Origin of the sequence: Streptomyces lancefieldiae (assembly GCF_031845825.1) — a bacterium.
Classification (GTDB): domain Bacteria; phylum Actinomycetota; class Actinomycetes; order Streptomycetales; family Streptomycetaceae; genus Streptomyces; species Streptomyces lancefieldiae.
This window is the reverse complement of record NZ_JAVRFH010000012.1, coordinates 207627-228938: the sequence shown is the minus strand read 5'-3', so window position 1 is coordinate 228938 and position 21312 is coordinate 207627. Positions and strand designations below refer to the sequence as shown.

The 21312-nt window shown below is 71.4% G+C and carries 21 protein-coding genes; 14 read left to right on the top strand and 7 right to left on the bottom strand.

Annotation, left to right across the window (positions count from 1 at the left end; translation table 11 throughout):
• Nucleotides 1-84 precede the first annotated feature (84 nt).
• From RM812_RS15360 to RM812_RS15310, 12 genes are all read left to right on the top strand, one after another.
• Nucleotides 85-657: a GNAT family N-acetyltransferase gene (locus tag RM812_RS15360; RefSeq protein WP_311573095.1), complete on the top strand. Its 573-nt coding sequence runs from the start codon at nt 85-87 to the stop codon at nt 655-657.
• Nucleotides 658-797: 140 nt separating this feature from the next.
• The gene (locus RM812_RS43035) at nt 798-881 is read left to right on the top strand and encodes a putative leader peptide (RefSeq protein ID WP_351391960.1); all 84 of its coding nucleotides are present in this window, start codon (nt 798-800) and stop codon (nt 879-881) included.
• Nucleotides 882-1019: 138 nt separating this feature from the next.
• Nucleotides 1020-2717 carry a sulfite reductase SirA gene (gene sirA, locus RM812_RS15355; protein WP_311573094.1) on the top strand — a complete coding sequence of 566 codons (1698 nt, stop codon included), beginning with the start codon at nt 1020-1022 and terminating at the stop codon, nt 2715-2717.
• Nucleotides 2714-2893, top strand: a complete 180-nt coding sequence (locus RM812_RS15350) for a PDDEXK family nuclease (protein ID WP_311573093.1) — start codon at nt 2714-2716, stop codon at nt 2891-2893. The genes sirA and RM812_RS15350 overlap by 4 nt, the downstream gene beginning before the upstream one ends.
• A complete protein-coding gene (locus RM812_RS15345) occupies nt 2890-3600 on the top strand; it encodes a phosphoadenylyl-sulfate reductase (protein WP_311573092.1) in 711 nt (236 codons plus the stop codon). Before RM812_RS15350 ends, RM812_RS15345 begins: the two co-directional genes overlap by 4 nt.
• Before the next feature lies 1 nt (nt 3601).
• Nucleotides 3602-4180, top strand: coding sequence for an adenylyl-sulfate kinase (cysC, locus tag RM812_RS15340; RefSeq protein WP_311573091.1), 579 nt, complete (start codon nt 3602-3604; stop codon nt 4178-4180).
• Complete coding sequence (gene cysD / locus RM812_RS15335) at nt 4177-5115, top strand: sulfate adenylyltransferase subunit CysD (RefSeq protein ID WP_311573090.1); 939 nt, start codon at nt 4177-4179, stop codon at nt 5113-5115. Before cysC ends, cysD begins: the two co-directional genes overlap by 4 nt.
• Nucleotides 5116-5117: 2 nt before the next feature.
• The gene (locus RM812_RS15330) at nt 5118-6473 is read left to right on the top strand and encodes a sulfate adenylyltransferase subunit 1 (RefSeq protein ID WP_311573089.1); all 1356 of its coding nucleotides are present in this window, start codon (nt 5118-5120) and stop codon (nt 6471-6473) included.
• Nucleotides 6474-6712: 239 nt separating this feature from the next.
• Nucleotides 6713-7816: an aliphatic sulfonate ABC transporter substrate-binding protein gene (locus RM812_RS15325; protein WP_311573088.1), complete on the top strand. Its 1104-nt coding sequence runs from the start codon at nt 6713-6715 to the stop codon at nt 7814-7816.
• 35 nt (nt 7817-7851) lie between these two features.
• Nucleotides 7852-8640 (top strand): ABC transporter ATP-binding protein, encoded by a 789-nt coding sequence (locus RM812_RS15320; RefSeq protein ID WP_311573087.1) that lies wholly within the window; start codon nt 7852-7854, stop codon nt 8638-8640.
• On the top strand, nt 8627-9598 hold the full coding sequence (locus RM812_RS15315) for an ABC transporter permease (protein ID WP_311573086.1): 972 nt from the start codon (nt 8627-8629) through the stop codon (nt 9596-9598). The genes RM812_RS15320 and RM812_RS15315 overlap by 14 nt, the downstream gene beginning before the upstream one ends.
• Nucleotides 9599-9606: 8 nt before the next feature.
• The gene (locus tag RM812_RS15310; protein WP_311573085.1) at nt 9607-10380 is read left to right on the top strand and encodes a sirohydrochlorin chelatase; all 774 of its coding nucleotides are present in this window, start codon (nt 9607-9609) and stop codon (nt 10378-10380) included.
• 22 nt (nt 10381-10402) lie between these two features.
• On the opposite strand, the gene RM812_RS15305 is transcribed toward RM812_RS15310, so the two are convergent.
• The 5 genes from RM812_RS15305 to RM812_RS15285 form a co-directional block, all read right to left on the bottom strand.
• Nucleotides 10403-10957, bottom strand: coding sequence for a DUF1697 domain-containing protein (locus tag RM812_RS15305; protein WP_311573084.1), 555 nt, complete (start codon nt 10955-10957; stop codon nt 10403-10405).
• Between the two features lie 384 nt (nt 10958-11341).
• The gene (gene erm(O) / locus RM812_RS15300; protein ID WP_311573083.1) at nt 11342-12121 is read right to left on the bottom strand and encodes a 23S rRNA (adenine(2058)-N(6))-methyltransferase Erm(O); all 780 of its coding nucleotides are present in this window, start codon (nt 12119-12121) and stop codon (nt 11342-11344) included.
• A gap of 308 nt (nt 12122-12429) precedes the next feature.
• A complete protein-coding gene (locus tag RM812_RS15295; RefSeq protein WP_311573082.1) occupies nt 12430-13713 on the bottom strand; it encodes an ABC transporter substrate-binding protein in 1284 nt (427 codons plus the stop codon).
• The gene (locus RM812_RS15290) at nt 13713-14546 is read right to left on the bottom strand and encodes a carbohydrate ABC transporter permease (protein WP_311573081.1); all 834 of its coding nucleotides are present in this window, start codon (nt 14544-14546) and stop codon (nt 13713-13715) included. Before RM812_RS15290 ends, RM812_RS15295 begins: the two co-directional genes overlap by 1 nt.
• Entirely contained in the window at nt 14543-15478 is a 936-nt protein-coding gene (locus RM812_RS15285; protein ID WP_311573080.1) for a carbohydrate ABC transporter permease, read from the bottom strand. The genes RM812_RS15290 and RM812_RS15285 overlap by 4 nt, the downstream gene beginning before the upstream one ends.
• A 197-nt stretch (nt 15479-15675) precedes the next feature.
• Here RM812_RS15285 and RM812_RS15280 point away from each other — a divergent pair, with 197 nt between their 5' ends.
• Entirely contained in the window at nt 15676-16539 is an 864-nt protein-coding gene (locus RM812_RS15280; RefSeq protein ID WP_311573079.1) for a phosphotransferase enzyme family protein, read from the top strand.
• An 85-nt stretch (nt 16540-16624) separates the two neighbouring features.
• Here RM812_RS15280 and RM812_RS15275 read toward each other — a convergent pair whose 3' ends face one another.
• Nucleotides 16625-17347 (bottom strand): 3'-5' exonuclease, encoded by a 723-nt coding sequence (locus RM812_RS15275; protein ID WP_311573078.1) that lies wholly within the window; start codon nt 17345-17347, stop codon nt 16625-16627.
• A 115-nt stretch (nt 17348-17462) separates the two neighbouring features.
• Nucleotides 17463-18710, bottom strand: coding sequence for an SAV2148 family HEPN domain-containing protein (locus tag RM812_RS15270; RefSeq protein WP_311573077.1), 1248 nt, complete (start codon nt 18708-18710; stop codon nt 17463-17465).
• A 366-nt stretch (nt 18711-19076) separates the two neighbouring features.
• Between RM812_RS15270 and glgX the strand changes: the two genes are divergently transcribed.
• The gene (glgX, locus tag RM812_RS15265; protein WP_311573076.1) at nt 19077-21194 is read left to right on the top strand and encodes a glycogen debranching protein GlgX; all 2118 of its coding nucleotides are present in this window, start codon (nt 19077-19079) and stop codon (nt 21192-21194) included.
• The last annotated feature ends 118 nt before the right edge of the window (nt 21195-21312 follow it).

The following is a 21312-nucleotide window of genomic DNA, read 5'->3' as shown; positions in this document are numbered from 1 at the left end:
GCGGGGCGGCAGAACTCCGGCGGCGACGCGTGACGGTTCGCCCGGGATCGACAGGACTCCGGCGCGGATGATTTTCTGACCGCCATGACCAACATCGCCGTGACCACCTGGTCCCTGGAGCAGACGGCGCCGACCGATCTGCTGCCGGCCGCCGCACCGGAGGGGGACGTCCGCATCGTCCGCTCCGAGGTGCCCTCCCCCGAGTTCAGCCGCTTCCTGTACGCCTCGGTCGGCGGCGACATCCGCTGGACGGACCGGCTCACCTGGAGCTACGCGCGGTGGCGGGAGCACCTGGAGCGCCCGGGCGTGGAGACCTGGGTCGCCTACGACCACGGCACGCCCGCCGGGTACGTGGAGCTGACGCCCGGGGACGACGGGACCGTGGAGATCGAGTACTTCGGCCTGATCCCGGCCTTCCGGGGCCGGCGCATCGGCGGCCACCTGCTCTCGTACGGCACCGCCCGCGCCTGGGACCTGGCGGACCGGTGGCCGGGGCTGGCCACGACCAAACGGGTGTGGCTGCACACGTGCAGCAAGGACGGCGCGTACGCGATGGACAACTACCAGCGCCGCGGCTTCCGCCTGTTCGACACCAAGGTCGAGGAGGAGGCGGAGGTGGCCACCCCGGGGCCCTGGCCCGGAGCGTTCCCCGCCTGACCGAGGACCCGCCCCGCCGCCGGTCCCGCCACCCGCGCGGCGTGTGATCCACAACACCCTTGTCTCACTCCACGGGACAAGGGTGTCCGCATCTTGGATAAAGCTGGACTGTGTCCAGATCGCCGTGCCAGGCTTCCGTCATGCCTGGAACTGGAATTGCCTTGGTGAGTCGGCGGCACGTCGACCTCGGCCGCATGTCCAGCGCCATCTGTCCGGTCCGCTGAGAGCACCCTCCAGCACCACCGGATTCCCCGCATTCGCCTCGCTCCCGCGCAACGACGCGCACGTATGCCACACGTATGCCATGCGCCGTGCGCGCAGGTCAGAGCCGCTTCCCGTCTGTCCCGAAGGACGTGTCAACCATGGCCGCCACCCCGCCGAAGCCTGCTGCCGCGACTCCCCGCCGCAAGGTGAGCCGTCACCGTGGCGAGGGCCAGTGGGCCGTAGGTCACTTCACCCCGCTCAACGGCAACGAGCAGACCAAGAAGGACGACGACGGTCTCAACGTACGGACACGTATTGAGACGATCTACTCCAAGCGGGGCTTCGACTCGATCGACCCCGGTGACCTGCGCGGGCGCATGCGCTGGTGGGGGCTGTACACCCAGCGCAAGCAGGGCATCGACGGCGGGAAGACGGCCGTCCTCGAGCCGGAGGAGCTGGACGACAGCTACTTCATGCTCCGCGTCCGCATCGACGGCGGCGCGCTGACCACCACGCAGCTCCGCGTCATCGGCGAGATCTCGCAGGAGTTCGCGCGCGGCACGGCCGACATCACCGACCGGCAGAACGTCCAGTACCACTGGATCCGGATCGAGGACGTGCCCGAGATCTGGAATCGCCTGGAGGCCGTCGGCCTGTCCACGGTGACCGCCTGCGGCGACACGCCCCGCGTGATGATCGGCTCCCCGGTCGCGGGCATCGCCGAGGACGAGATCATCGACGGCACGCCGGCCCTGGAGGAGATGAAGCGCCGCGTCCTGAACAACAAGGCGTACTCGAACCTCCCACGGAAGTTCAAGACGGCGATCTCCGGGTCGCCGGTGCTGGACGTGGTGCACGAGATCAACGACGTGGCGTTCGTCGGCGTCGAGCACCCCGAGCACGGGCCGGGCTTCGACCTGTGGGTCGGCGGCGGCCTGTCCACCAACCCCAAGCTGGGCGTGCGCCTCGGCGCCTGGGTGCCGATCGAGGACGTGCCCGACGTCTACGAGGGCGTCATCTCCATCTTCCGTGACTACGGCTACCGGCGGCTGCGCAACCGCGCCCGGCTGAAGTTCCTGGTCGCCGACTGGGGCGCGGAGAAGTTCCGCCAGGTGCTGGAGGACGAGTACCTGAAGCGCAAGCTGACCGACGGCCCGGCACCCGCCGAGCCGACGAGCCGCTGGCGCGACCACATCGGCGTGCACCGGCAGAAGGACGGCCGCTACTACGTCGGCTTCGCCCCGCGCGTCGGCCGCGTCGACGGCACCATCCTGACGAAGGTCGCCGACCTGGCCGAGGCGCACGGCTCGGGCCGCGTGCGCACCACGGTCGAGCAGAAGATGATCGTCCTCGATGTCGAGGAGGGCCAGGTCGAGTCCCTGGTGGACTCCCTGGAGGCGCTGGACCTCACCGCCCGGCCCTCCACCTTCCGGCGCGGCACCATGGCCTGCACCGGCATCGAGTTCTGCAAGCTCGCCATCGTCGAGACCAAGGCGCGCGGCGCCTCGCTCATCGACGAACTGGAGCGCCGCCTCCCCGAGTTCGACGAGCCCCTCACCATCAACCTCAACGGCTGCCCGAACGCCTGCGCCCGCATCCAGACCGCGGACATCGGCCTCAAGGGCCAGCTCGTCCTGAACTCCCGGGGCGAGCAGGTCGAGGGCTACCAGGTGCACCTGGGCGGCGCGCTCGGGCTGGAGGCCGGCTTCGGCCGCAAGGTGCGCGGACTGAAGGTCACGGCGGAGGAGCTGCCGGACTACGTGGAGCGCGTCCTGAGGCGCTTCCAGGCCGAGCGCGAGGACGGCGAGCGGTTCGCCACCTGGGCGGCCCGCGCCTCCGAGGAGGCCCTGTCGTGACCGAGCGCGCCGCGCCCTTCTACTGCCCGTACTGCGGCGACGAGGACCTGCGTCCGCACGAGCAGGGCCACGGCGCCTGGGAATGCGGGGCGTGCAACCGCGCATTCCAGCTGAAGTTCCTCGGGCTGCTCGCCCGGGGACTTCAGCCCGACTCCACTGGAGGGGAACCGATATGACGGCGGTTCAGGAAGAGCGTACGACCGAGGAACTCAAGGCGCTCGCCGAGCGGGCGGGCCGCGAGCTGGAGGACGCCTCCGCGCTGGAGATCCTCCAGTGGGCCGCCGAGACGTTCGGCAACCGCTTCTGCGTGACCTCCTCCATGGAGGACGCGGTCGTCGCCCACCTCGCCTCCCGCGCCCTGCCCGGCGTGGACGTGGTGTTCCTCGACACGGGCTACCACTTCCCGGAGACCATCGGCACCCGGGACGCGGTGGAGGCAGTGATGGACGTGAACGTCATCACGCTCACCCCGCGCCAGACGGTCGCCGAGCAGGACGCCGAGTACGGCCCGAAGCTGCACGACCGCGACCCCGACCTGTGCTGCGCGCTGCGCAAGGTGAAGCCGCTGGAGGAGGGCCTGAAGGGCTACCAGGCCTGGGCGACCGGCCTGCGCCGCGACGAGTCCCCGACCCGGGCGAACACACCCGTGGTCGGCTGGGACGAGAAGCGGCGCAAGGTGAAGGTCTCCCCCATCGCACGGTGGTCACAGGAAGACGTGCAAACGTATGTCACCGAGCACGGCGTCCTCACCAACCCGTTGCTGATGGACGGCTACGCCTCCGTGGGCTGCGCGCCCTGCACCCGCCGTGTGCTGGAGGGCGAGGACGCGCGCGCCGGCCGCTGGGCGGGCCGCTCCAAGACCGAGTGCGGACTGCACGGCTGACATGACGACGACCATCGGGACGACCGAGATCCAGGAGAACCACGTGACCACCGGAGCCACCGTCTGGCTCACGGGTCTGCCCAGCGCCGGCAAGACCACCATCGCCCACGAGCTGGCCGGCCGGCTCCGCGAGCAGGGCCACCGCGTCGAGCTCCTCGACGGCGACGAGATCCGCGAGTTCCTCTCGGCGGGCCTCGGCTTCAGCCGCGAGGACCGGCACACCAACGTGCAGCGCATCGGCTTCGTCGCCGAACTGCTCGCCCGCAACGGCGTCACGGTGCTGGTGCCGGTGATCGCCCCGTACGCGGACAGCCGGGACGCGGTGCGCAAGCGGCACGAGGCGGCCGGCACGGCGTACGTGGAGGTGCACGTGGCCACCCCGGTCGAGGTGTGCTCGGTGCGCGATGTGAAGGGCCTGTACGCCAAGCAGGCCGCGGGCGAGCTGACGGGGCTCACCGGGGTCGACGACCCCTACGAGGAGCCCGTCTCGCCCGACCTGCGGATCGAGTCGCAGGACCAGACCGTCCAGGAGTCCGCCGCGGCGGTCCACGCCCTGCTCACCGAAAGGGGACTGGCATGACGACGTCCGTGGCGGCAGTGGAGGAGGGTACGGACACCCCGTACGCCCTCTCCCACCTCGACGCCCTCGAGTCCGAGGCGGTGCACATCTTCCGCGAGGTGGCGGGCGAGTTCGAGCGGCCGGTGATCCTCTTCTCCGGCGGCAAGGACTCCATCGTCATGCTGCACCTGGCGCTGAAGGCGTTCGCCCCCGCCGCCGTGCCGTTCTCGCTGCTGCACGTGGACACCGGGCACAACTTCCCCGAGGTCCTGGACTACCGCGACCGCACGGTCGAGCGGCACGGACTGCGCCTGCACGTCGCCTCCGTGCAGGACTACATCGACCGGGGTGTGCTCAAGGAGCGCGCCGACGGCACCCGCAACCCGCTGCAGACGCTGCCGCTGACCGAGAAGATCCAGGCGGAGAAGTTCGACGCCGTCTTCGGCGGGGGGCGCCGCGACGAGGAGAAGGCCCGCGCCAAGGAGCGGGTGTTCTCGCTGCGCGACGAGTTCTCCCAGTGGGACCCGCGCCGCCAGCGCCCGGAACTGTGGAACCTGTACAACGGCCGGCACGCCCCCGGCGAGCACGTCCGCGTCTTCCCGCTCTCCAACTGGACCGAGCTGGACGTGTGGCAGTACATCGCCCGCGAGGGCATCGAGCTGCCGCAGATCTACTACGCGCACGAGCGCGAGGTCTTCGCCCGCGCCGGCATGTGGCTGACCGCCGGCGACTGGGGCGGCCCGAAGGACGGCGAGACGGTGGAGAAGCGGCGGGTCCGCTACCGCACCGTCGGCGACATGTCCTGCACCGGCGCCGTCGACTCCGACGCCGACACCATCGAGAAGGTGATCGCCGAGATCGCCGCCTCCCGGCTCACCGAACGCGGCGCGACGCGTGCCGACGACAAGATGTCCGAGGCCGCGATGGAAGACCGCAAGCGCGAGGGGTACTTCTAAAGATGACCAGCACCACGGAACCCGTCGAGCCGCTGTCGGTCGAACAGCTGTCGGAGACCACCCTGCTGCGGTTCGCCACCGCCGGGTCCGTCGACGACGGCAAGTCGACCCTGGTGGGCCGCCTGCTGCACGACTCCAAGTCGGTCCTCGTCGACCAGCTGGAGGCCGTGGAGCGCGCCTCCGCGAGCCGCGGCCAGGAGGCCCCGGACCTCGCGCTGCTCACCGACGGGCTGCGGGCCGAACGCGAGCAGGGCATCACCATCGACGTGGCGTACCGCTACTTCGCCACCCCGCGCCGCCGGTTCATCCTGGCCGACACCCCGGGGCACGTGCAGTACACCCGGAACATGGTCACCGGCGCCTCCACGGCCGAGCTGACGGTGATCCTGGTCGACGCCCGCAACGGCGTCGTCGAGCAGACCCGCCGGCACGCCGCCATCGCCGCCCTGCTGCGGGTCCCGCACGTCGTCCTCGCCGTCAACAAGATGGACCTGGTCGACTACAGGGAGCCGGTGTTCGCCGCCATCGCCGAGGAGTTCACGGCGTACGCGACCGAACTGGGCGTCCCCGAGGTCACCGCGATCCCGATCTCTGCGCTCGCCGGCGACAACGTGGTGGAGCCCTCGGCGGTCATGGACTGGTACGGCGGCCCGACCGTCCTGGAGCACCTGGAGACCGTCCCGGTCAGCCACGACCTGGCGCACTGCCACGCCCGGCTGCCCGTGCAGTACGTGATCCGCCCGCAGACCGCCGAGCACCCCGACTACCGCGGCTACGCGGGTCAGATCGCCGCCGGTACCTTCCGCGTCGGCGAGGAGGTGACGGTCCTGCCGTCGGGCCGTACGTCGAAGCTGGCCGGCATCGACCTGCTGGGCGAGCCGGTCGACGTGGCCTGGACGCCGCAGTCGGTGACGCTGCTGCTGGCGGACGACATCGACGTCTCCCGCGGGGACCTGATCGTGCCCACCAAGGACGCGCCGGCCACCAGCCAGGACGTCGAGGCCACCGTCTGCCACGTCGCCGACGCGCCGCTCACCGTGGGCCACCGGGTGCTGCTCAAGCACGGCACCCGCACGGTCAAGGCGATCGTCAAGGACATCCCGGCCCGGCTCACGCTGGACGACCTGTCCCTGCACCCGCACCCCGGGCAGCTCGTCGCCAACGACATCGGCCGGGTGAAGATCCGCACGGCGGAGCCGCTGCCCGCCGACACCTACGCCGACTCCCGCCGCACCGGCTCGTTCATCCTGATCGACCCCAGCGACGGCACCACGCTCACCGCCGGCATGGTCGGCGAGTCCTTCGCCACACCGGAGCCCGTCAACGACGGGGCGGACGACGACGGATGGGACTTCTGAGCATGGGCTCCCCCGACTTCTACTCCACGTTCGCCAAGGAGGGCGGCCGCGTAGGCAGCGGCGCGCTCGGCAGCGGGCAGGGCGGAGTGGCGCGATGTGCGCGGTGACGTACGCGCACTGCCTGCGCGCCCACACCCCCCACCCGCACAGCCGAAGACCTGCCGACCTCCCGGCCACGACCTGACACCTCGGACGAACCGACAGGCGTGACCGCCGGGCCAACGAGAGGAACACCTCCCGTGCCTGCCACCACCGCTCTGCGCCGCACCCTGGCGGTCATAGCCGCCCTGCCCCTCCTCTCCCTCGCCGCCTGCGGATACGGCTCCGAGGCCAAGGAAGACGACACGGCCCAGGTCGCCGCGGGTGCCGAGAAGATCGACGGTCTCGACTCCGTCCGGATCGGCTACTTCGGCAACGTCACCCACGCCACGGCGCTGGTGGGCAACCAGAAGGGCTTCTTCCAGAAGGCGCTGGGCGCCACCGAGGCCAAGTACGCGACCTTCAACGCGGGTCCGTCCGAGATCGAGGCCCTGAACTCCGGCTCCATCGACATCGGCTGGATCGGCCCGTCCCCGGCGATCAACGGCTACACCAAGTCGGGCGGCAAGAACCTGCGCATCATCGGCGGTTCGGCCTCCGGCGGGGTGAAGCTCGTGGTCAACCCCGACAAGATCAAGTCCGTGGAGGACGTCAAGGGGAAGCGGATCGCCACCCCGCAGCTCGGCAACACGCAGGACGTGGCGTTCCTGAACTGGGTCGCCGAACAGGGCTGGAAGGTCGACGCGCAGAGCGGCAAGGGCGACGTCACGGTCGTCCGCAGCGACAACAAGGTCACCCCGGACGCCTACAAGGCGGGTTCCCTGGACGGCGCCTGGGTGCCCGAGCCGACCGCCTCCAAGCTGGTCGCCGAGGGCGGCAAGGTGCTGCTGGACGAGTCGACGCTGTGGCCGGACAAGAAGTTCGTGATCACGAACATCATCGTGTCGCAGAAGTTCCTCAAGGAGCACCCCAAGGCCGTCGAGGCCGTGCTGAAGGCCTCGGCCGACACCAACGAGTGGATCAAGGCCAACCCGGACGAGGCCAAGGCCGCGGCCAACAAGCAGCTCGAGAAGGACACCGGCAAGGCACTGCCGGCCGAGGTCCTGGACCCGGCGTGGAAGTCGATCGAACTCACCGACGACCCGCTGGCCGCCACCCTCGACGCCCAGGCGGAGCACGCCGTGAAGGCCGGCCTGCTCAAGGAGCCCGACCTCGAGGGCATCTACGACCTCACGCTCCTCAACAAGGTCCTCAAGGCCAAGGGCGAGCCCGCGGTCGACGACGCCGGTCTCGGCGTCAAGTAAGCCCGGAACCCGACCAGTCCCAGGAGGTGACGACCATGGCGACGACCCTCGCCAAGGCCGCCGACGGCATCGAGTCGACCACACACGCCGCCCGGATCGAGCACGTCTCGAAGTCGTTTCCGGGCCCCGCCGGACAGCAGCTCGTGCTGGACGACATCACCCTCGATGTCGCGCCCGGCGAGTTCGTCACCCTCCTGGGGGCCTCCGGCTGCGGCAAGTCCACGCTGCTCAACCTGGTGGCGGGCCTGGACAGGCCCAGCGCCGGCGCCATCACCACGGACGGGCGGCCGGCCCTGATGTTCCAGGAGCACGCCCTGTTCCCGTGGCTGACCGCGGGCAAGAACATCGAGCTCGCCCTCAGGCTGCGTGGCGTGCCCAAGTCCGAGCGGCGCGACAAGGCGGAGGAGCTGCTCGAACTCGTCCGGCTGAAGGGCGCGTACGGCAAGCGGGTGCACGAGCTGTCGGGCGGTATGCGCCAGCGGGTCGCGATGGCCCGGGCGCTCGCGCAGGAGAGCAAGCTGCTGCTGATGGACGAGCCGTTCGCGGCGCTGGACGCCATCACCCGGGACGTGCTGCACGACGAGCTGACCCGGATCTGGCGGGAGACCCGGCTCTCCGTCCTCTTCGTCACGCACAACGTGCGCGAGGCGGTCCGGCTCGCCGAGCGCGTGGTGCTGCTGTCCTCCCGTCCCGGGCGCGTGGCGCGCGAGTGGACGGTGGGCATCCCGCACCCGCGCCGCATCGAGGACACCGCCGTGGCGGAACTGTCCGTCGAGATCACCGAAGAACTGCGTGGGGAGATCCGCCGCCATGGCCAGCACTGACACGTCGCGCCCTGCCAAGGAGCAGGGCGCCAAGGACCAGGGCGCCAAGGACCAGGGCGCCAGGGACCAGGGCGCCGAGGACGCGGGCGCCAAGGGGGGCGGCGACCTCGCCGGGCTGGAGGCGGGCCTGGACGCGCTGGAGACGGTGCAGCACAGTCGCAAGCCCTTCCGGCAGACCTTCGTGGAGAAGATCCTGCCGCCTACCGTCGCCGTTCTCCTGGTGATCGCGGTGTGGCAGGGGCTCGTCTCTTTCAAGATCGTCGACGACCCGTCCAAGCTGCCCGCCCCCTCCGACGTGTGGGAGGTCGTCCACCAGGCCTGGCTCCGCGGCGAGCTGCTCGGCTACATCTGGACCAGCGTCTCGCGCGGCCTGCTCGGCTTCTGCCTCGCCCTGCTGATCGGCACCCCGCTGGGCCTGCTGGTGGCGCGGGTGAAGTTCGTACGCGCGGCGATCGGCCCGATCCTGTCCGGCCTCCAGTCGCTGCCGTCGGTGGCCTGGGTGCCGCCGGCCGTGATCTGGCTGGGCCTGAACAACTCGATGATGTACGCCGTCATCCTGCTCGGCGCGGTTCCCTCCATCGCCAACGGCCTGGTGTCCGGCGTCGACCAGGTGTCCCCCCTCTTCCTGCGGGCGGGCCGCACGCTGGGCGCGACGGGGCTGAAGGGCACCTGGCACATCGTGCTGCCGGCCTCGCTGCCCGGGTATGTGGCGGGGCTGAAGCAGGGCTGGGCGTTCTCGTGGCGCTCGCTGATGGCCGCCGAGATCATCGCGTCCTTCCCCGACCTCGGGGTGGGCCTCGGGCAGTTGCTGGAGAACGGCCGCAACGCCAGTGACATGGCGATGGTGTTCGAGGCGATCCTGCTGATCCTGATCGTCGGCATCGCCATCGACCTGCTGATCTTCAGCCCGCTGGAGCGGTGGGTGCTGCGCAGCCGCGGTCTGCTGGTGAGGAGCTGAGGCACACCATGCACCGTCCGGTCCGCCCCGCCCGGCACGGGCGTCCCGTCCGTCCCGTCCTCGTGGTCATCGCCCACGGCAGCCGCGATCCGCGGCATGCCGCGACCGTGCACGCCCTGGTCCGCAGGGTCAGGTCACTGCGCCCGGACGTACGGGTGGAGACCGGCTTCCTGGACTTCAACGTGCCCTCGGTGCCGGGCGTGCTGGAGTCCCTGGCGACGGAGGGCGTGCGGGACGTCGTGGCGCTGCCGCTGCTGCTGACCCGCGCGTTCCACGCCAAGGCGGACATCCCGGCGGTTCTCGCGGACGCGCCGGCGCGGCTCAGGATCCGGCAGGCCGAGGTGCTCGGCCCCTCCCCGCTCCTGCTGTCGGCGCTGGAGCGGCGCCTGTACGAGGCGGGTGTGGCGCCCGCCGACAAGTCCTCGACCGGGGTCGTGCTGGCCTCGGCGGGGTCCTCCGACCCGGAGGCGATCGCAGTGATCGCAGAAATCGCGCGGGAGTGGCGGCACACCGGTTGGTGCGCCGTGCGGCCTGCGTTCGCCTCCGCATCCCTACCGCGCACCGAGGACGCGGTGCGCGAGCTGCGGGAGCTGGGCTGCGCGCGCGTCGCCGTGGCGCCGTACGTCCTGGCCCCGGGCTTCCTGCCGGACCGCATCGCCCGGGGTGCCGCGGAGGCGGACGTCCTCGCGGACGTCCTCGGTCCCGCGCCGGAGGTGGCGCGGGTGCTGCTGGAGCGGTACGACGAGGCGCGGGCGCCGGTGCTGGCGGCGGTCGGGGCCTGAGGGCCCGTCGGCGGCACCGGCGTCAGGCACGGTCGCCGGTCAGCTCGACGAGTCTGGCCACGGTGTTCCAGTTGCGGGTGGTGGCGATCAGGCCCTTGGTCACGCGGGGCCTGGCGAGGGCGTCGGCGAGCTTGGAGCGGCCGAGGCCGTTCGGCGCGTACAGGTACAGGGCGCGGTCGCCGAGGCGGAAGTCCTCGGGCAGGAAGGCCGCCCGGTCGATCGCCGAGAACCGCTCCGCGTCGACCGGCGCGGAGAAGTAGGTGACGTGGAGCTGCCTGGCCTCCAGGTCGGCGGCCGGGAAGGGGCACGCCTCGGCGACCGCCCTGAGGTAGGCGTGGTCGCGCACGATCACGTCCACCGCGAAGCCGAAGCGTTTCTCGACCGCCCGCGTCAACTCGGCGGCCAGGAACTCCTCGTCGCCGTGGCCGGACGTGAACACGGCTTGCCCGCTCTGGAGGTAGGTGCCCACGGCGTCATGGCCGAGCTCCTCCAGGAGCGCCCGCAGGGCGGCCATCGGGACCTTCTTCGCGCCGCCCACGTTGATCCCGCGCAGCAGCGCCGCGTACCTGGTCGTCATGCTCACACCATAGAGCGGCCGTCGTGCCCCGTGGGGGTGGGCACGACGGCCGCGTCCGCCCGCCGGACGGACGTGCGCGCCACTCTCGCCGATGCGGTGTCCGCGGTTCAACCACTGCGCACACCTGTGACTTATTCAACAACTCTGCGAAAGGGTTCCGGCACGGCCGTCGGGGACGATCCGAGGCCGCCGCACGCCACCGGACAGCACGACGGGACGGCCCGGTCAGGCCCTCGCCGCCGCCGGCTCCGCCTCGATCAGGCCGGCGGCCCCCGCCGGGTGCCGCCCTCCTGGGCCGTCTGGGCCTGGAGCTCCTTCAGCCGCCGGGACTGGTCATGCGCCGAATGCACGCGAGACGAGGCGTCTCGTACAATTTGTTGCTCCTCATGCCGTCAGCTCCTCGTGCAGTCGCAGCCACCGCGCCGGCGCCACCTCGCCGACGAGCACCCCGTGGTCCAGGCGCGCGGCACGGAAAGCCGCGTCCACCCGGCGCCTGGGGTGGACGCGGCGCAGGGACGCGTGGAGCGAGCCGCCGACTCCGGAGAAACCCAGCTCGACCAGGTGGCGCCAGCTCCGGTGCGCGGGGCCGGCGAGCAGCGGGACGGGCCGGCTTTCGATGCGGAGGATCCCGGCGTCGACGCGGGGCGCCGGCCGGAAGCCGTACCGGCTCACCCGCCCGGCCAGCCGCCACTCGTGGCGCGGCCAGGTCCGGACCGTCAGCAGGGTCCAGCGGCCGTAGTCGCCGGTGCGCTTGCGGGCGTACTCGAGCTGGGTGAGCAGGGTGGCGTCGGTGAGGCCGGGTGCGGTGAGGCACCAGTCGACGATGTCCGCCGTACGCGAGAACGGCACGTTCCCCGCGACGGAGAACGGCGTGCGCGGGGGGCGCGCGGCGAGGAAGTCACCGGCCACGACGCGGACGTGGGGCGCGTGCGCGAAGCGGGCGCGGAGTCCGGGGACGAGCCGGGGGTCGATCTCGTAGGCGTACAGCTCCCGGCTGCGGCGGGCGAGCGGCTCGGTCAGGGCGCCCTTGCCCGCGCCCACTTCGAGGAGGAGGGGCGGGTGCCGGTGGTCGGGGGCGGCGAGCCGGGCGACGTGTTCGGCGGTGGCGCGGTCGGCGAGGAAGTTCTGTGAGAGCGTGCGGGCACGCTGGGTGGGGCGGGCCATGGCCTGCGGTCCTTGTCTTCCGTGAAAGGGGCGGAAAAGGGCAGCCGAAGGCCCTGACCGGAAGACGAAGGCGACATGCAGATGCGGGGGCTCAGCCGCGCCGCACGTGTGACACGTGGGTCAGCGGCGGGGGGACCCCGGGCCGGTCAGGGCTCCGGGGCCACGACGCATCCGGATGGAGTGCGTGCAGCCCCGGCCGAGACCGGAGTTGAAGACCGCGTTGAAAGCTGCCACGAGCGTGACGCTAGGCGATCGCGCGCCGGACGGGCAAACGGTTTTCCCCGGCCCTCAGCCCGGCGCGGGCGCCGTCACCGCTGATAGCGGGCGAGTACGAGGTTGCCGTCCTCCTCCAGTCTCTCGCGCAGCTCGTCGATGCCGATCGCCCCGCTGTAGTACTCCTGGAGCGCGGGGGTGGCGACCTTGTCCTTCCACTCGGGGTAGCCGCGGACGGACTGCGCGGGCGCGGAGCGCAGGTGGGCGGCCAGGGCGGTGCCGGTGGCCCAGCCGTGCTCGGCCGTGCGCAGGGCGGGGTCCTCGAGGGCCCGGATGCCGGTGGGCAGCATCCAGTCGCCGAGGGCGAGGCGCACCATGTTGTCGGGCTGGAGCAGGAAGTCGACGAACTCGGCGGCCTCCTTCCGGTGCGGGCTGTCCTCGGCGATCGACAGGGTCTGCGGGCTGACGCCCTGGGTGAGCCCGTCGCCGCCGGCCGGGGCGGGCAGCACCTGCCAGTCGAAGCCGTCGGGGGCCTGCTGCTCGATCTGCTGGCGGTAGGAGAAGCCGAGCGGCACCATCGCGTACTTGCCCGCGAAGAAGCCGGGCAGGGTGTCGGAGCCGCCGCTGCCGAGGGTGGTGGACGACGCGCTGTGGTCCGTGTCGACCTGGTCGTGGATGGTGCGGGGCACCACCTGGTCGCCCTCCTCGAAGCGGACGGTGACCTTCCCGTCCGTGCCGCGGTGGAAGAGCCGGCCGCCGGTGGACAGCGACAGGTTGAGCGTGGCCGACACGGGCTCCTTGAGCGGCCAGGCCACCCCGTACTTCCCGTCGCCGCTGAGCCGCTTCGTCACCTGCCGGAACTCCGCCCAGGTCCAGGGATGTCCGGGCGTGGGGACGCGGACGCCGGACTTCTTCAGCAGCGCCGTGTTGGCGATCAGCACGCGCGGCTCCTGGAGGAACGGCACGCCGTAGACGCCGTCGTCGAACGTGACCGTCTCCCAACTGCGCTGCGGGATGTCCGACTTGAGCCGGTCGGGCAGCAGGTCGGTCAGGTCGGCGAGATAGCCGCCGTAGGCGAAGTCCGCGAGGTCGTCGGAGGCGTCGTGGATGATGTCCGGCGCCTCGCCGCCCTCGAAGGAGGTGAGGAGCTGGTCGTGGACGCTGTCCCAGCTGCCCTGGACGTACTCGACCCGCACGTCGGGGTGGGTGGCGTTCCACTCCCGCACCAGTTCCTTGTTGACCGCCACGGACTCCTCCTGCCAGGCCAGGGACTGGAAGCGCAGGGTGATCGGGCCGCCGTCGCCGTCGCTGCCGCCGCCCGTGCAGCCCGTGAGCAGCAGGGCGAGGGTGATGATCAGGGTCGCGGTTCTCGTGCGCATCAGCTCTTCACCGCCCCGGCGAGCATGCCGCCCGTGATCCGCCGTTGGATGAGGGCGAAGACGACCAGCGACGGCAGCGTCGCGAGGAAGGCCGCCGCCGCGAGCGGTCCGAGGTCGGCGACGCCCTCGGCGCCGATGAAGTGGGTGAGGATCACCGGCAGGGTCTGTTTCTCGGGGGTCTTCAGCAGCACCAGCGCGAAGAAGAACTCGTTCCACGCGGTGATGAAGGCGAACAGCGCCGTCGCCACGATCCCCGGCGCGAGCAGCGGCGCGGTCACCGACACCAGCGTCCGCAGTCGCCCGGCGCCGTCGACCGCCGCCGCCTCCTCCAACTCGGCCGGTACGGCGCGGACGTACCCGGCGAGCATCCACAGCGCGAACGGCAGCGACCACACGACGTACACCATCACCAGCCCGGGAACGGAGTTGATCAGCCGCAGGTTCTTCAGTACCAGGAAGAGCGGGATGATCAGCAGGACGAAGGGGAAGGCCTGGCTGACCACGACCCACCCGGTGGCCGCCCGGGTGAGCCGGCCGCGGTGCCGGGCCATGACGTACGCCATCGGCGTCGCGATCACCACGGCGATCACCGCCGCGCCGAGCGCGGCGAGCAGCGAGTTGAGCGCGGCGCGCAGCAGCGGCTGCTCGTCGAAGGCCTGCCGGAAGTTGTCGAGGGTGGGGTTCTCCGGAATCCAGGTGGGGTGCAGGCTCGCCAGCTCCTGCGGCGGTTTGAACGCGGTGGAGATCAGCCACAGGAACGGGAAGGCCAGGAAGACGAGATAGGCGAGCAGTGCGGCGTACTGGCCCACGCGGGCCCCGGTCGAGGTCCTCATGCCTCGTCACCTCCCCTGAGCCGGCCGACGAGGAAGACGGCCAGCAGGACCGAGATCACGGCGACCATGACGCAGCCCATCGCCGCCGCGTAACCGAACTGTCCGTAGCGGAAGGCCTCTTCGTAGGCGAAGAGCATGGGCAGCCGGGTCCGGCCTCCGGGTCCTCCGTTGGTCAGCACGTAGACCAGGGCGAAGGAGTTGAAGTTCCAGATGAGGTTGAGCGCGGTGATGGCGAACGCGACCGGTCTCAGGGCGGGCCAGGTGACCGTGCGGAAGCGGCGCCAGGCTCCGGCGCCGTCGACCGCGGCGGCCTCGTGCAGTTCGCGCGGGGTGTTCTGCAGTCCGGCGAGGAGGGCCACCGTGGTCTGCGGCATGCCGGCCCAGACACCGACGACGATGACGGCGGGCAGGGCGGTGGCGAGGCCGCTGAGCCAGTCGCGGCCGTCGCCGAGGCCGAGGTCGCGCAGGGTCTCGTTGAGGATGCCCGCGTCCGGGTTGTAGACCAGCCGCCACATGATGCCGACGACGACCTCGGGCATCGCCCAGGGGATGATCGCCAGGGCGCGGGCCAGCCAGCGCAGCCGCAGGCCCTGGTTGAGCAGCAGGGCGAGGCCGAGCGCGAGCAGGAACTGCGGCACCGTCACCCCGACCGCCCACACCAGCCCGATCCGGAACGACTCCCAGAACAGCGTGTCGTGCAACAGGTCCTGGAAGTTCAGGGTGCCGATCCACTGCGTGGGCTCGGTGCGGCCCGACTGGGCGTCGGTGAACGCCAGCAGGATGCCGTAGAGCAGCGGCCCGACGCTGAGGAGCAGGATCGGGATCAGCGCGGGCAGCACCAGGAACCAGGCGCCGTGGTCCGGGCCACGGCGCGGTCGGCTCCTGCCGGGCGCGCGGCGCGCCGGTCTGCTCGCCTCGGTCACCAATGTCACGTAATCAGCCCCTTTGTACGGCGCGAACGGGCCTGGTCATGGTCGTGAAGGCGCGGTGCCCCGTCAAGGGACCGCGCACACGCTCCCACCTGTGCGAATGCGACACTGGCCGACGGATGGCGGGAATCCGACGGACATGACGGACACGCCGGACTCGACCGACACCACGGACACCACGGACGCGGAGGCGCAGAACGATGGACAAGGCACGGGCGCGGGAGGTGCTGGCCATGGCGGAGGTGCTGCCCGGGCCGGCGCGGGAGGCACGGCTGCTCGCCCTGGGCGAGAACGCGGTGTTCGCCGCCGGTGACCTGGTGGTCAAGGTGGGCCGCGACGCCGAACTCCTGGAAAGGGCGCGCCGGGAACTGGCCGTCGCGGTGTGGCTGGAAGAGGCCGGCGTGCCGGCGGTGCGGGCGGCCGAGGCGACGGCACTGTTCGTCGACGGGCATCCGGTGACCGTGTGGCGACGACTGCCCGACCCGGTGCGGCCCGCCGAGCCACGGGACGTGGCCGCGCTGCTCCGGCTGGTCCACGCACTGCCCTCCCCCTCCTTCGAGCTGCCGCCCCGCGAACTGCTGGGCGGGGTGGAACGCTGGCTGCGGCTCGCGGGCGACGTGATCGACCCCGCGGACGCCGCGTATCTGCGCGAGCGCCGCGACGGCTTCGCGACGGCCGCCGCCGCACTCACCCCCCATCTGCCGCCGGGCCCGATCCACGGCGACGCGCTGCCCCGCAATGTGCACGTCGGTCCCGACGGGCCGGTCCTGGTCGACCTGGAGACCTTCTCCGCCGACCTGCGCGAGCACGACCTGGTGGTGATGGCGCTCAGCCGGGACCGCTACGGACTGCCCGCCGAGGCGTACGACGCCTTCACCACGACCTACGGCTGGGACGTGCGCGAGTGGGACGGCTGCGCGGTGCTGCGCGGCGCCCGGGAGACGGCCAGCTGCGCGTGGGTGGCCCAGCACGCGCCGAGCAATGCGAAGGCGCTGGCCGAGTTCGAGCGCAGGGTGGCGTCGCTGCGGGACGGGGATCCGACGGTGCGGTGGTATCCGTTCTGACCGTCCCCCCTTTCCGGGACGGGGCCGACGACTCGTCGGCCGGTCGGACCGGCTTGTCGGTCGATGAGACCGGCTTGTCGGTCGATCAGACCGGTTCGCCGGCCGGTTCGCGCACCGGCCACGTCCCGTCGACCACCGCCGTGGCGTCGCCCTTGCGGCGCAGGAAGCTCTGGAAGTCCGCCGCCCACTCGGCGTACCACTCGATCTGGCGGCGGTGGAGGTCCGCCGGGCCGAGGGACGCGACCTTGGGGTGGCGGCCGGCTATCGCACAGGCCAGCCGGGCCGCGGCGAGGGCGTCGGCCGAGGCGTCGTGGGCGGCGTCGAGCGGGACGCCGTACTCCCGGCAGACCGCTTCCAGGTTGCGCTTGCCGCGGCGGTAGCGGTCGACGGAACGGTCGATGGTGTACGGGTCGATGACCGGCGCGGGGTCCAGGCCGCCCAGGCGGTCGCGCAGGGACGGCAGTCCGTGGCGCCGCAGTTCGGCGGTGAGCAGGGTGAGGTCGAAGGCCGCGTTGTAGGCGACGACGGGGACGCCGGTCTTCCAGTAGGCCGCCAGCACACCGGCGATGGCGTCGGCGACCTGGTCGGCGGGGCGGCCCTCGGTGGCCGCCCGCTCGTTGCTGATGCCGTGCACCGCCACCGCGTCGGCCGGGATCTCCACGCCCGGATCGGCCAGCCACTCCCGGCGCCCCAGCGGCTCCCCGTCCCTGACCTCGATCACGGCTCCCGTGACGATGCGCGCCTCGCGCGGATCGGTGCCCGTCGTCTCCAGGTCGAAGCCGATCAGCAGCTCCCGGTGCCAGCCCATGGGCGGTCCCCCTTCTTGGTGGTGCGTTCCCCCAGTGGTCTCCACCCTCGCACGGGCCACTGACAATCGGAGGGCCGCATTCCGATCAGCGCCGGGCCAGCCCCGCGCCCGGCCCTCACGACACCGGACGTGAATCCGCCCACATCAGCTCGAACTCCTCGCGATAGGTGGGGAAAAGTCCGCGTTCGTCGATCTGGTCCGACTTCACGACCTTCCCGCCGTTCCGCCCGTTCCGCAGCACCAGTACCGGCGCCTCCATCCCCCGCGTCCGGCGCAGGTAGGACTGCACGACCGCGATGCCGTCGGCGCCGTCCCCGTCGACGAGGTAGGCCGTGAAGCGGGGCGTCTCGTCGAAGACCTGGATCTCGAAGGCGCCGGGATCCCGCAGCCGGGAGCGCACCCGGCGCATGTGCAGGATGTTCATCTCGACGGCACGGCTCAGCTCGCCCCGCTTGATGCCCAGTTCGCGCTCGCGGCGCTTGATCGCGCTGGAGGCCGGATTCAGGAAGAGCAGCCGCACCCGGCCGCCGGACTCGGCCAGCCTCAGCAGGCGGCGGCCGGAGAAGTTCTGCACGAGCAGGTTGAGGCCGATGCCGAGGGCGTCCACGCGGCGGGCGCTGCCGAAGAGGTCCTCGGCCGGGAACTGGCGCAGCAGCCGCACCCGGTCCGAGTGCACGGCGACCACGTCGGCGTACCGGTCGCCGACCAGGTCCTCCACCGCGTCGACCGGCAGCCGGCGCGTGGACGGCACGTCGCTGCCCGCGCCGAGCACCTCCAGCAGGCGCGCCGAGGCCCGCTCGGCCTGGTTCAGCACGGCCTCGGACAGTGCCCGGTTGCGGGAGACGACGTTGCGGGTGACCTCCAGCTCGTCGAGGGCGAGTTCCACGTCCCGGCGGTCGTCCACGTAGGGCTCGAAGCAGGGCCAGTGCTGGACCATCAGCTCGCGCAGCTGCGGCAGCGTGAGGAAGCTGAGGACGTTGTCGTCGGCCGGGTCGAGCAGGTAGCCCTTGCGGCGGCTGACCTCGCGGACGGCGACGGCGCGGTGCACCCACTCCTGGCCGGCGGGTCCGGCCGCGGCGACCACCCAGTCGTCGCCGTGGACGGGTTCGTAGACCGGTCTGAGGACGGCGGCCACGACCGCGCGCAGCCGCTGTTCGACGAGGTTCAGCCAGATGTAGGCCCGGCCCGCCCGCTGTGCGCGCGTGCGCACCTCGTGCCAGGCGTCGGCGTCCCACTCCAGTTCCGGACCGATCGCGCCCGCGTTCATCGGCCGCGCCAGGGACACCGCACCGGGCGGGACGTCCGTGGAGCTCCCCTCGTGACCCTCGTCACCAGGGGGCAGCTCCAGCCCTCCCGAGCCCACCCACACACCGCCTTCCGCTCCCTGGGAGCACTCCCGGTCAGACCCCGTCCCAACGATCAAGGAAGGGTACTCCGGGAGCGGTGCGCGGTGCAGCCTGATGGGCAGGCAGGTTTTGCCAACGGCCGTGGCCCACCGTGGCGTTCCACTCGGCCGGACACCCGCGAGTGAGCGGATTCATAGCGGTGACGTCGCACGGTACCGGGGAAGAATCCTCGCGGCCGCCCCGGGGCGCGTGCCGAGCAGAACGCCGACGGGTGGGTAGGAGGACGTACGTGCTAGGTGGTCGCCTCACTTTCGGGGAGACTTCCGGAAGACTCGGAGCCAAGGCGTCCGCACCGGCGCCCCACACCTGAAAGAGTCGTGTCCATGCAGGTCTGGCCTGGAGAGGCGTATCCACTCGGTGCCACGTACGACGGCGCCGGCACCAACTTCGCGGTCTTCACGGAGGCCGCCGACCGAGTAGAGCTGTGTCTGCTGCACGACGACGGCTCGGAGACCGCGGTCGAGCTGCGGGAGAGCGACGCGTTCGTGCGGCACGCGTACGTGCCGGGCGTGATGCCGGGGCAGCGGTACGGCTACCGCGTGCACGGCCCGTACGCCCCGGAGCGCGGAGTGCGCTGCAACAGCGCCAAGCTGCTCCTCGATCCGTACGCGCGTGCGATCAGCGGCACGGTCCACTGGGGCGAGGAGGTGTACGGCTACCACTTCGACGCCCCCGACCGGCGCAACGACCTGGACTCGGCTCCGCACACGATGTCGTCGGTCGTGGTCAACCCCTACTTCGACTGGGGAGACGACCGGCGCCCCCGGACGGAGTACCACCACACGGTGATCTACGAGGCCCACGTCAAGGGTCTGACCATGCGGCACCCGGGGCTCCCCGAGGAGCTGCGCGGCACCTACGCGGCCCTCGCGCACCCGGCGCTCATCGAGCACCTCACCGAGCTGGGGGTGACCGCGCTGGAGCTGATGCCGGTGCACCAGTTCGTGAACGACCACCGCCTGGTGGACATGGGCCTGAACAACTACTGGGGCTACAACACGATCGGCTTCTTCGCCCCGCACAACGCCTACGCCTCCTGGGGCGACCGCGGCCAGCAGGTGCTGGAGTTCAAGTCGGCGGTCAAGGCGCTGCACGAGGCGGGGATCGAGGTCATCCTCGACGTGGTCTACAACCACACCGCCGAGGGCAACCACCTGGGTCCGACGCTGTCGTTCAAGGGAATCGACAACTCGTCGTACTACCGGCTGACCGAGGACCCCCGCTACTACATGGACACCACGGGGACCGGGAACTCGCTGCTCATGCGCTCCCCGCACGTGCTCCAGATGATCATGGACTCGCTGCGGTACTGGGTCACCGAGATGCACGTCGACGGATTCCGCTTCGACCTCGCCGCCACCCTGGCCCGGCAGTTCCACGAGGTGGACCGGCTGTCGTCGTTCTTCGACCTGGTGCAGCAGGACCCCGTGGTCTCGCAGGTGAAGCTGATCGCCGAGCCGTGGGACGTGGGCGAGGGCGGCTACCAGGTGGGCAACTTCCCGCCGCTGTGGACCGAGTGGAACGGCAAGTACCGGGACACGGTGCGCGACCTGTGGCGCGGCGAGCCGCGCACGCTGGCCGAGTTCGCCTCGCGGCTGACCGGGTCCTCGGACCTCTACCAGGACGACGGCCGCCGCCCGCTGGCCTCCATCAACTTCGTCACCTGCCACGACGGCTTCACCCTGCACGACCTGGTGGCCTACAACGAGAAGCACAACGAGGACAACGGCGAGGACAACCGGGACGGCGAGAGCCACAACCGGTCCTGGAACTGCGGCGCCGAGGGTGACACCGACGATCCGGCGGTGCTGGAGCTGCGGGCACGGCAGATGCGGAACTTCATCGCCACCCTGCTGCTCTCCCAGGGCGTGCCGATGATCAGCCACGGCGACGAGTTCGCCCGCACCCAGCGGGGCAACAACAACGCCTACTGCCAGGACAACGAACTGGCGTGGGTGGCCTGGCCCGACGGCGACGGCCCCGGTACCGCGCTGCTGGAGTTCACGCGCGCGATGGTGTGGCTGCGCAAGGACCATCCGGTCTTCCGCAGGCGTCGCTTCTTCCACGGACGTCCCGTGGAGGGAACGCACGACGAGCTGTCGGACATCGCCTGGTTCACCCCGGAGGGCGCGGAGATGACCCAGCGGGACTGGAACTCGGCACGGGCGTCGGCGCTCACGGTGTTCCTCAACGGCAACGCGATCTCCGAACCCGGCGCACGCGGGGAGCGCATCGCCGACGACTCGTTCCTGCTGATGTTCAACGCCTCCCCGAAGCCACTCGACTTCGTGGTGCCGGTCGACCACGGCCGGCAGTGGGAGGTGGTGGTCGACACCGCCCGCACGGACGGGGTCCCCTCGGACACGGGCGCGAAGGTGCAGGCCGGGGACCGGCTGACCCTGGTGGACCGCAGCCTGGCGGTGTTGCAGCGGCCCGTCTAGGGAGTGGTGTACGGCGCCGGGCGGGCCGTCAGGGCGATCGCGCAGGCCGGTGCGGCGGCCGGGCTCGCCGTCGCGAACGCCGCGGCGGGGCCGTGGGACTCGGCCAGACGGCCGGTGA

What these genes read in the sequence shown, in the direction of transcription:
- cysD (WP_311573090.1), top strand. Translation starts at nt 4,177, where the DNA reads ATGACGACGTCCGTGGCGGCAGTGGAGGAGGGTACGGACACCCCGTAC.
- RM812_RS43035 (WP_351391960.1), top strand. Translation starts at nt 798, where the DNA reads ATGCCTGGAACTGGAATTGCCTTGGTGAGTCGGCGGCACGTCGACCTC.
- RM812_RS15280 (WP_311573079.1), top strand. Translation starts at nt 15,676, where the DNA reads ATGGACAAGGCACGGGCGCGGGAGGTGCTGGCCATGGCGGAGGTGCTG.
- RM812_RS15290 (WP_311573081.1), bottom strand. Translation starts at nt 14,546, where the DNA reads ATGAGGACCTCGACCGGGGCCCGCGTGGGCCAGTACGCCGCACTGCTC.
- RM812_RS15305 (WP_311573084.1), bottom strand. Translation starts at nt 10,957, where the DNA reads ATGACGACCAGGTACGCGGCGCTGCTGCGCGGGATCAACGTGGGCGGC.
- RM812_RS15345 (WP_311573092.1), top strand. Translation starts at nt 2,890, where the DNA reads ATGACGGCGGTTCAGGAAGAGCGTACGACCGAGGAACTCAAGGCGCTC.
- RM812_RS15315 (WP_311573086.1), top strand. Translation starts at nt 8,627, where the DNA reads ATGGCCAGCACTGACACGTCGCGCCCTGCCAAGGAGCAGGGCGCCAAG.
- RM812_RS15275 (WP_311573078.1), bottom strand. Translation starts at nt 17,347, where the DNA reads ATGGGCTGGCACCGGGAGCTGCTGATCGGCTTCGACCTGGAGACGACG.
- RM812_RS15310 (WP_311573085.1), top strand. Translation starts at nt 9,607, where the DNA reads ATGCACCGTCCGGTCCGCCCCGCCCGGCACGGGCGTCCCGTCCGTCCC.
- glgX (WP_311573076.1), top strand. Translation starts at nt 19,077, where the DNA reads ATGCAGGTCTGGCCTGGAGAGGCGTATCCACTCGGTGCCACGTACGAC.
- RM812_RS15295 (WP_311573082.1), bottom strand. Translation starts at nt 13,713, where the DNA reads ATGCGCACGAGAACCGCGACCCTGATCATCACCCTCGCCCTGCTGCTC.
- sirA (WP_311573094.1), top strand. Translation starts at nt 1,020, where the DNA reads ATGGCCGCCACCCCGCCGAAGCCTGCTGCCGCGACTCCCCGCCGCAAG.
- RM812_RS15320 (WP_311573087.1), top strand. Translation starts at nt 7,852, where the DNA reads ATGGCGACGACCCTCGCCAAGGCCGCCGACGGCATCGAGTCGACCACA.
- cysC (WP_311573091.1), top strand. Translation starts at nt 3,602, where the DNA reads ATGACGACGACCATCGGGACGACCGAGATCCAGGAGAACCACGTGACC.
- RM812_RS15360 (WP_311573095.1), top strand. Translation starts at nt 85, where the DNA reads ATGACCAACATCGCCGTGACCACCTGGTCCCTGGAGCAGACGGCGCCG.
- RM812_RS15330 (WP_311573089.1), top strand. Translation starts at nt 5,118, where the DNA reads ATGACCAGCACCACGGAACCCGTCGAGCCGCTGTCGGTCGAACAGCTG.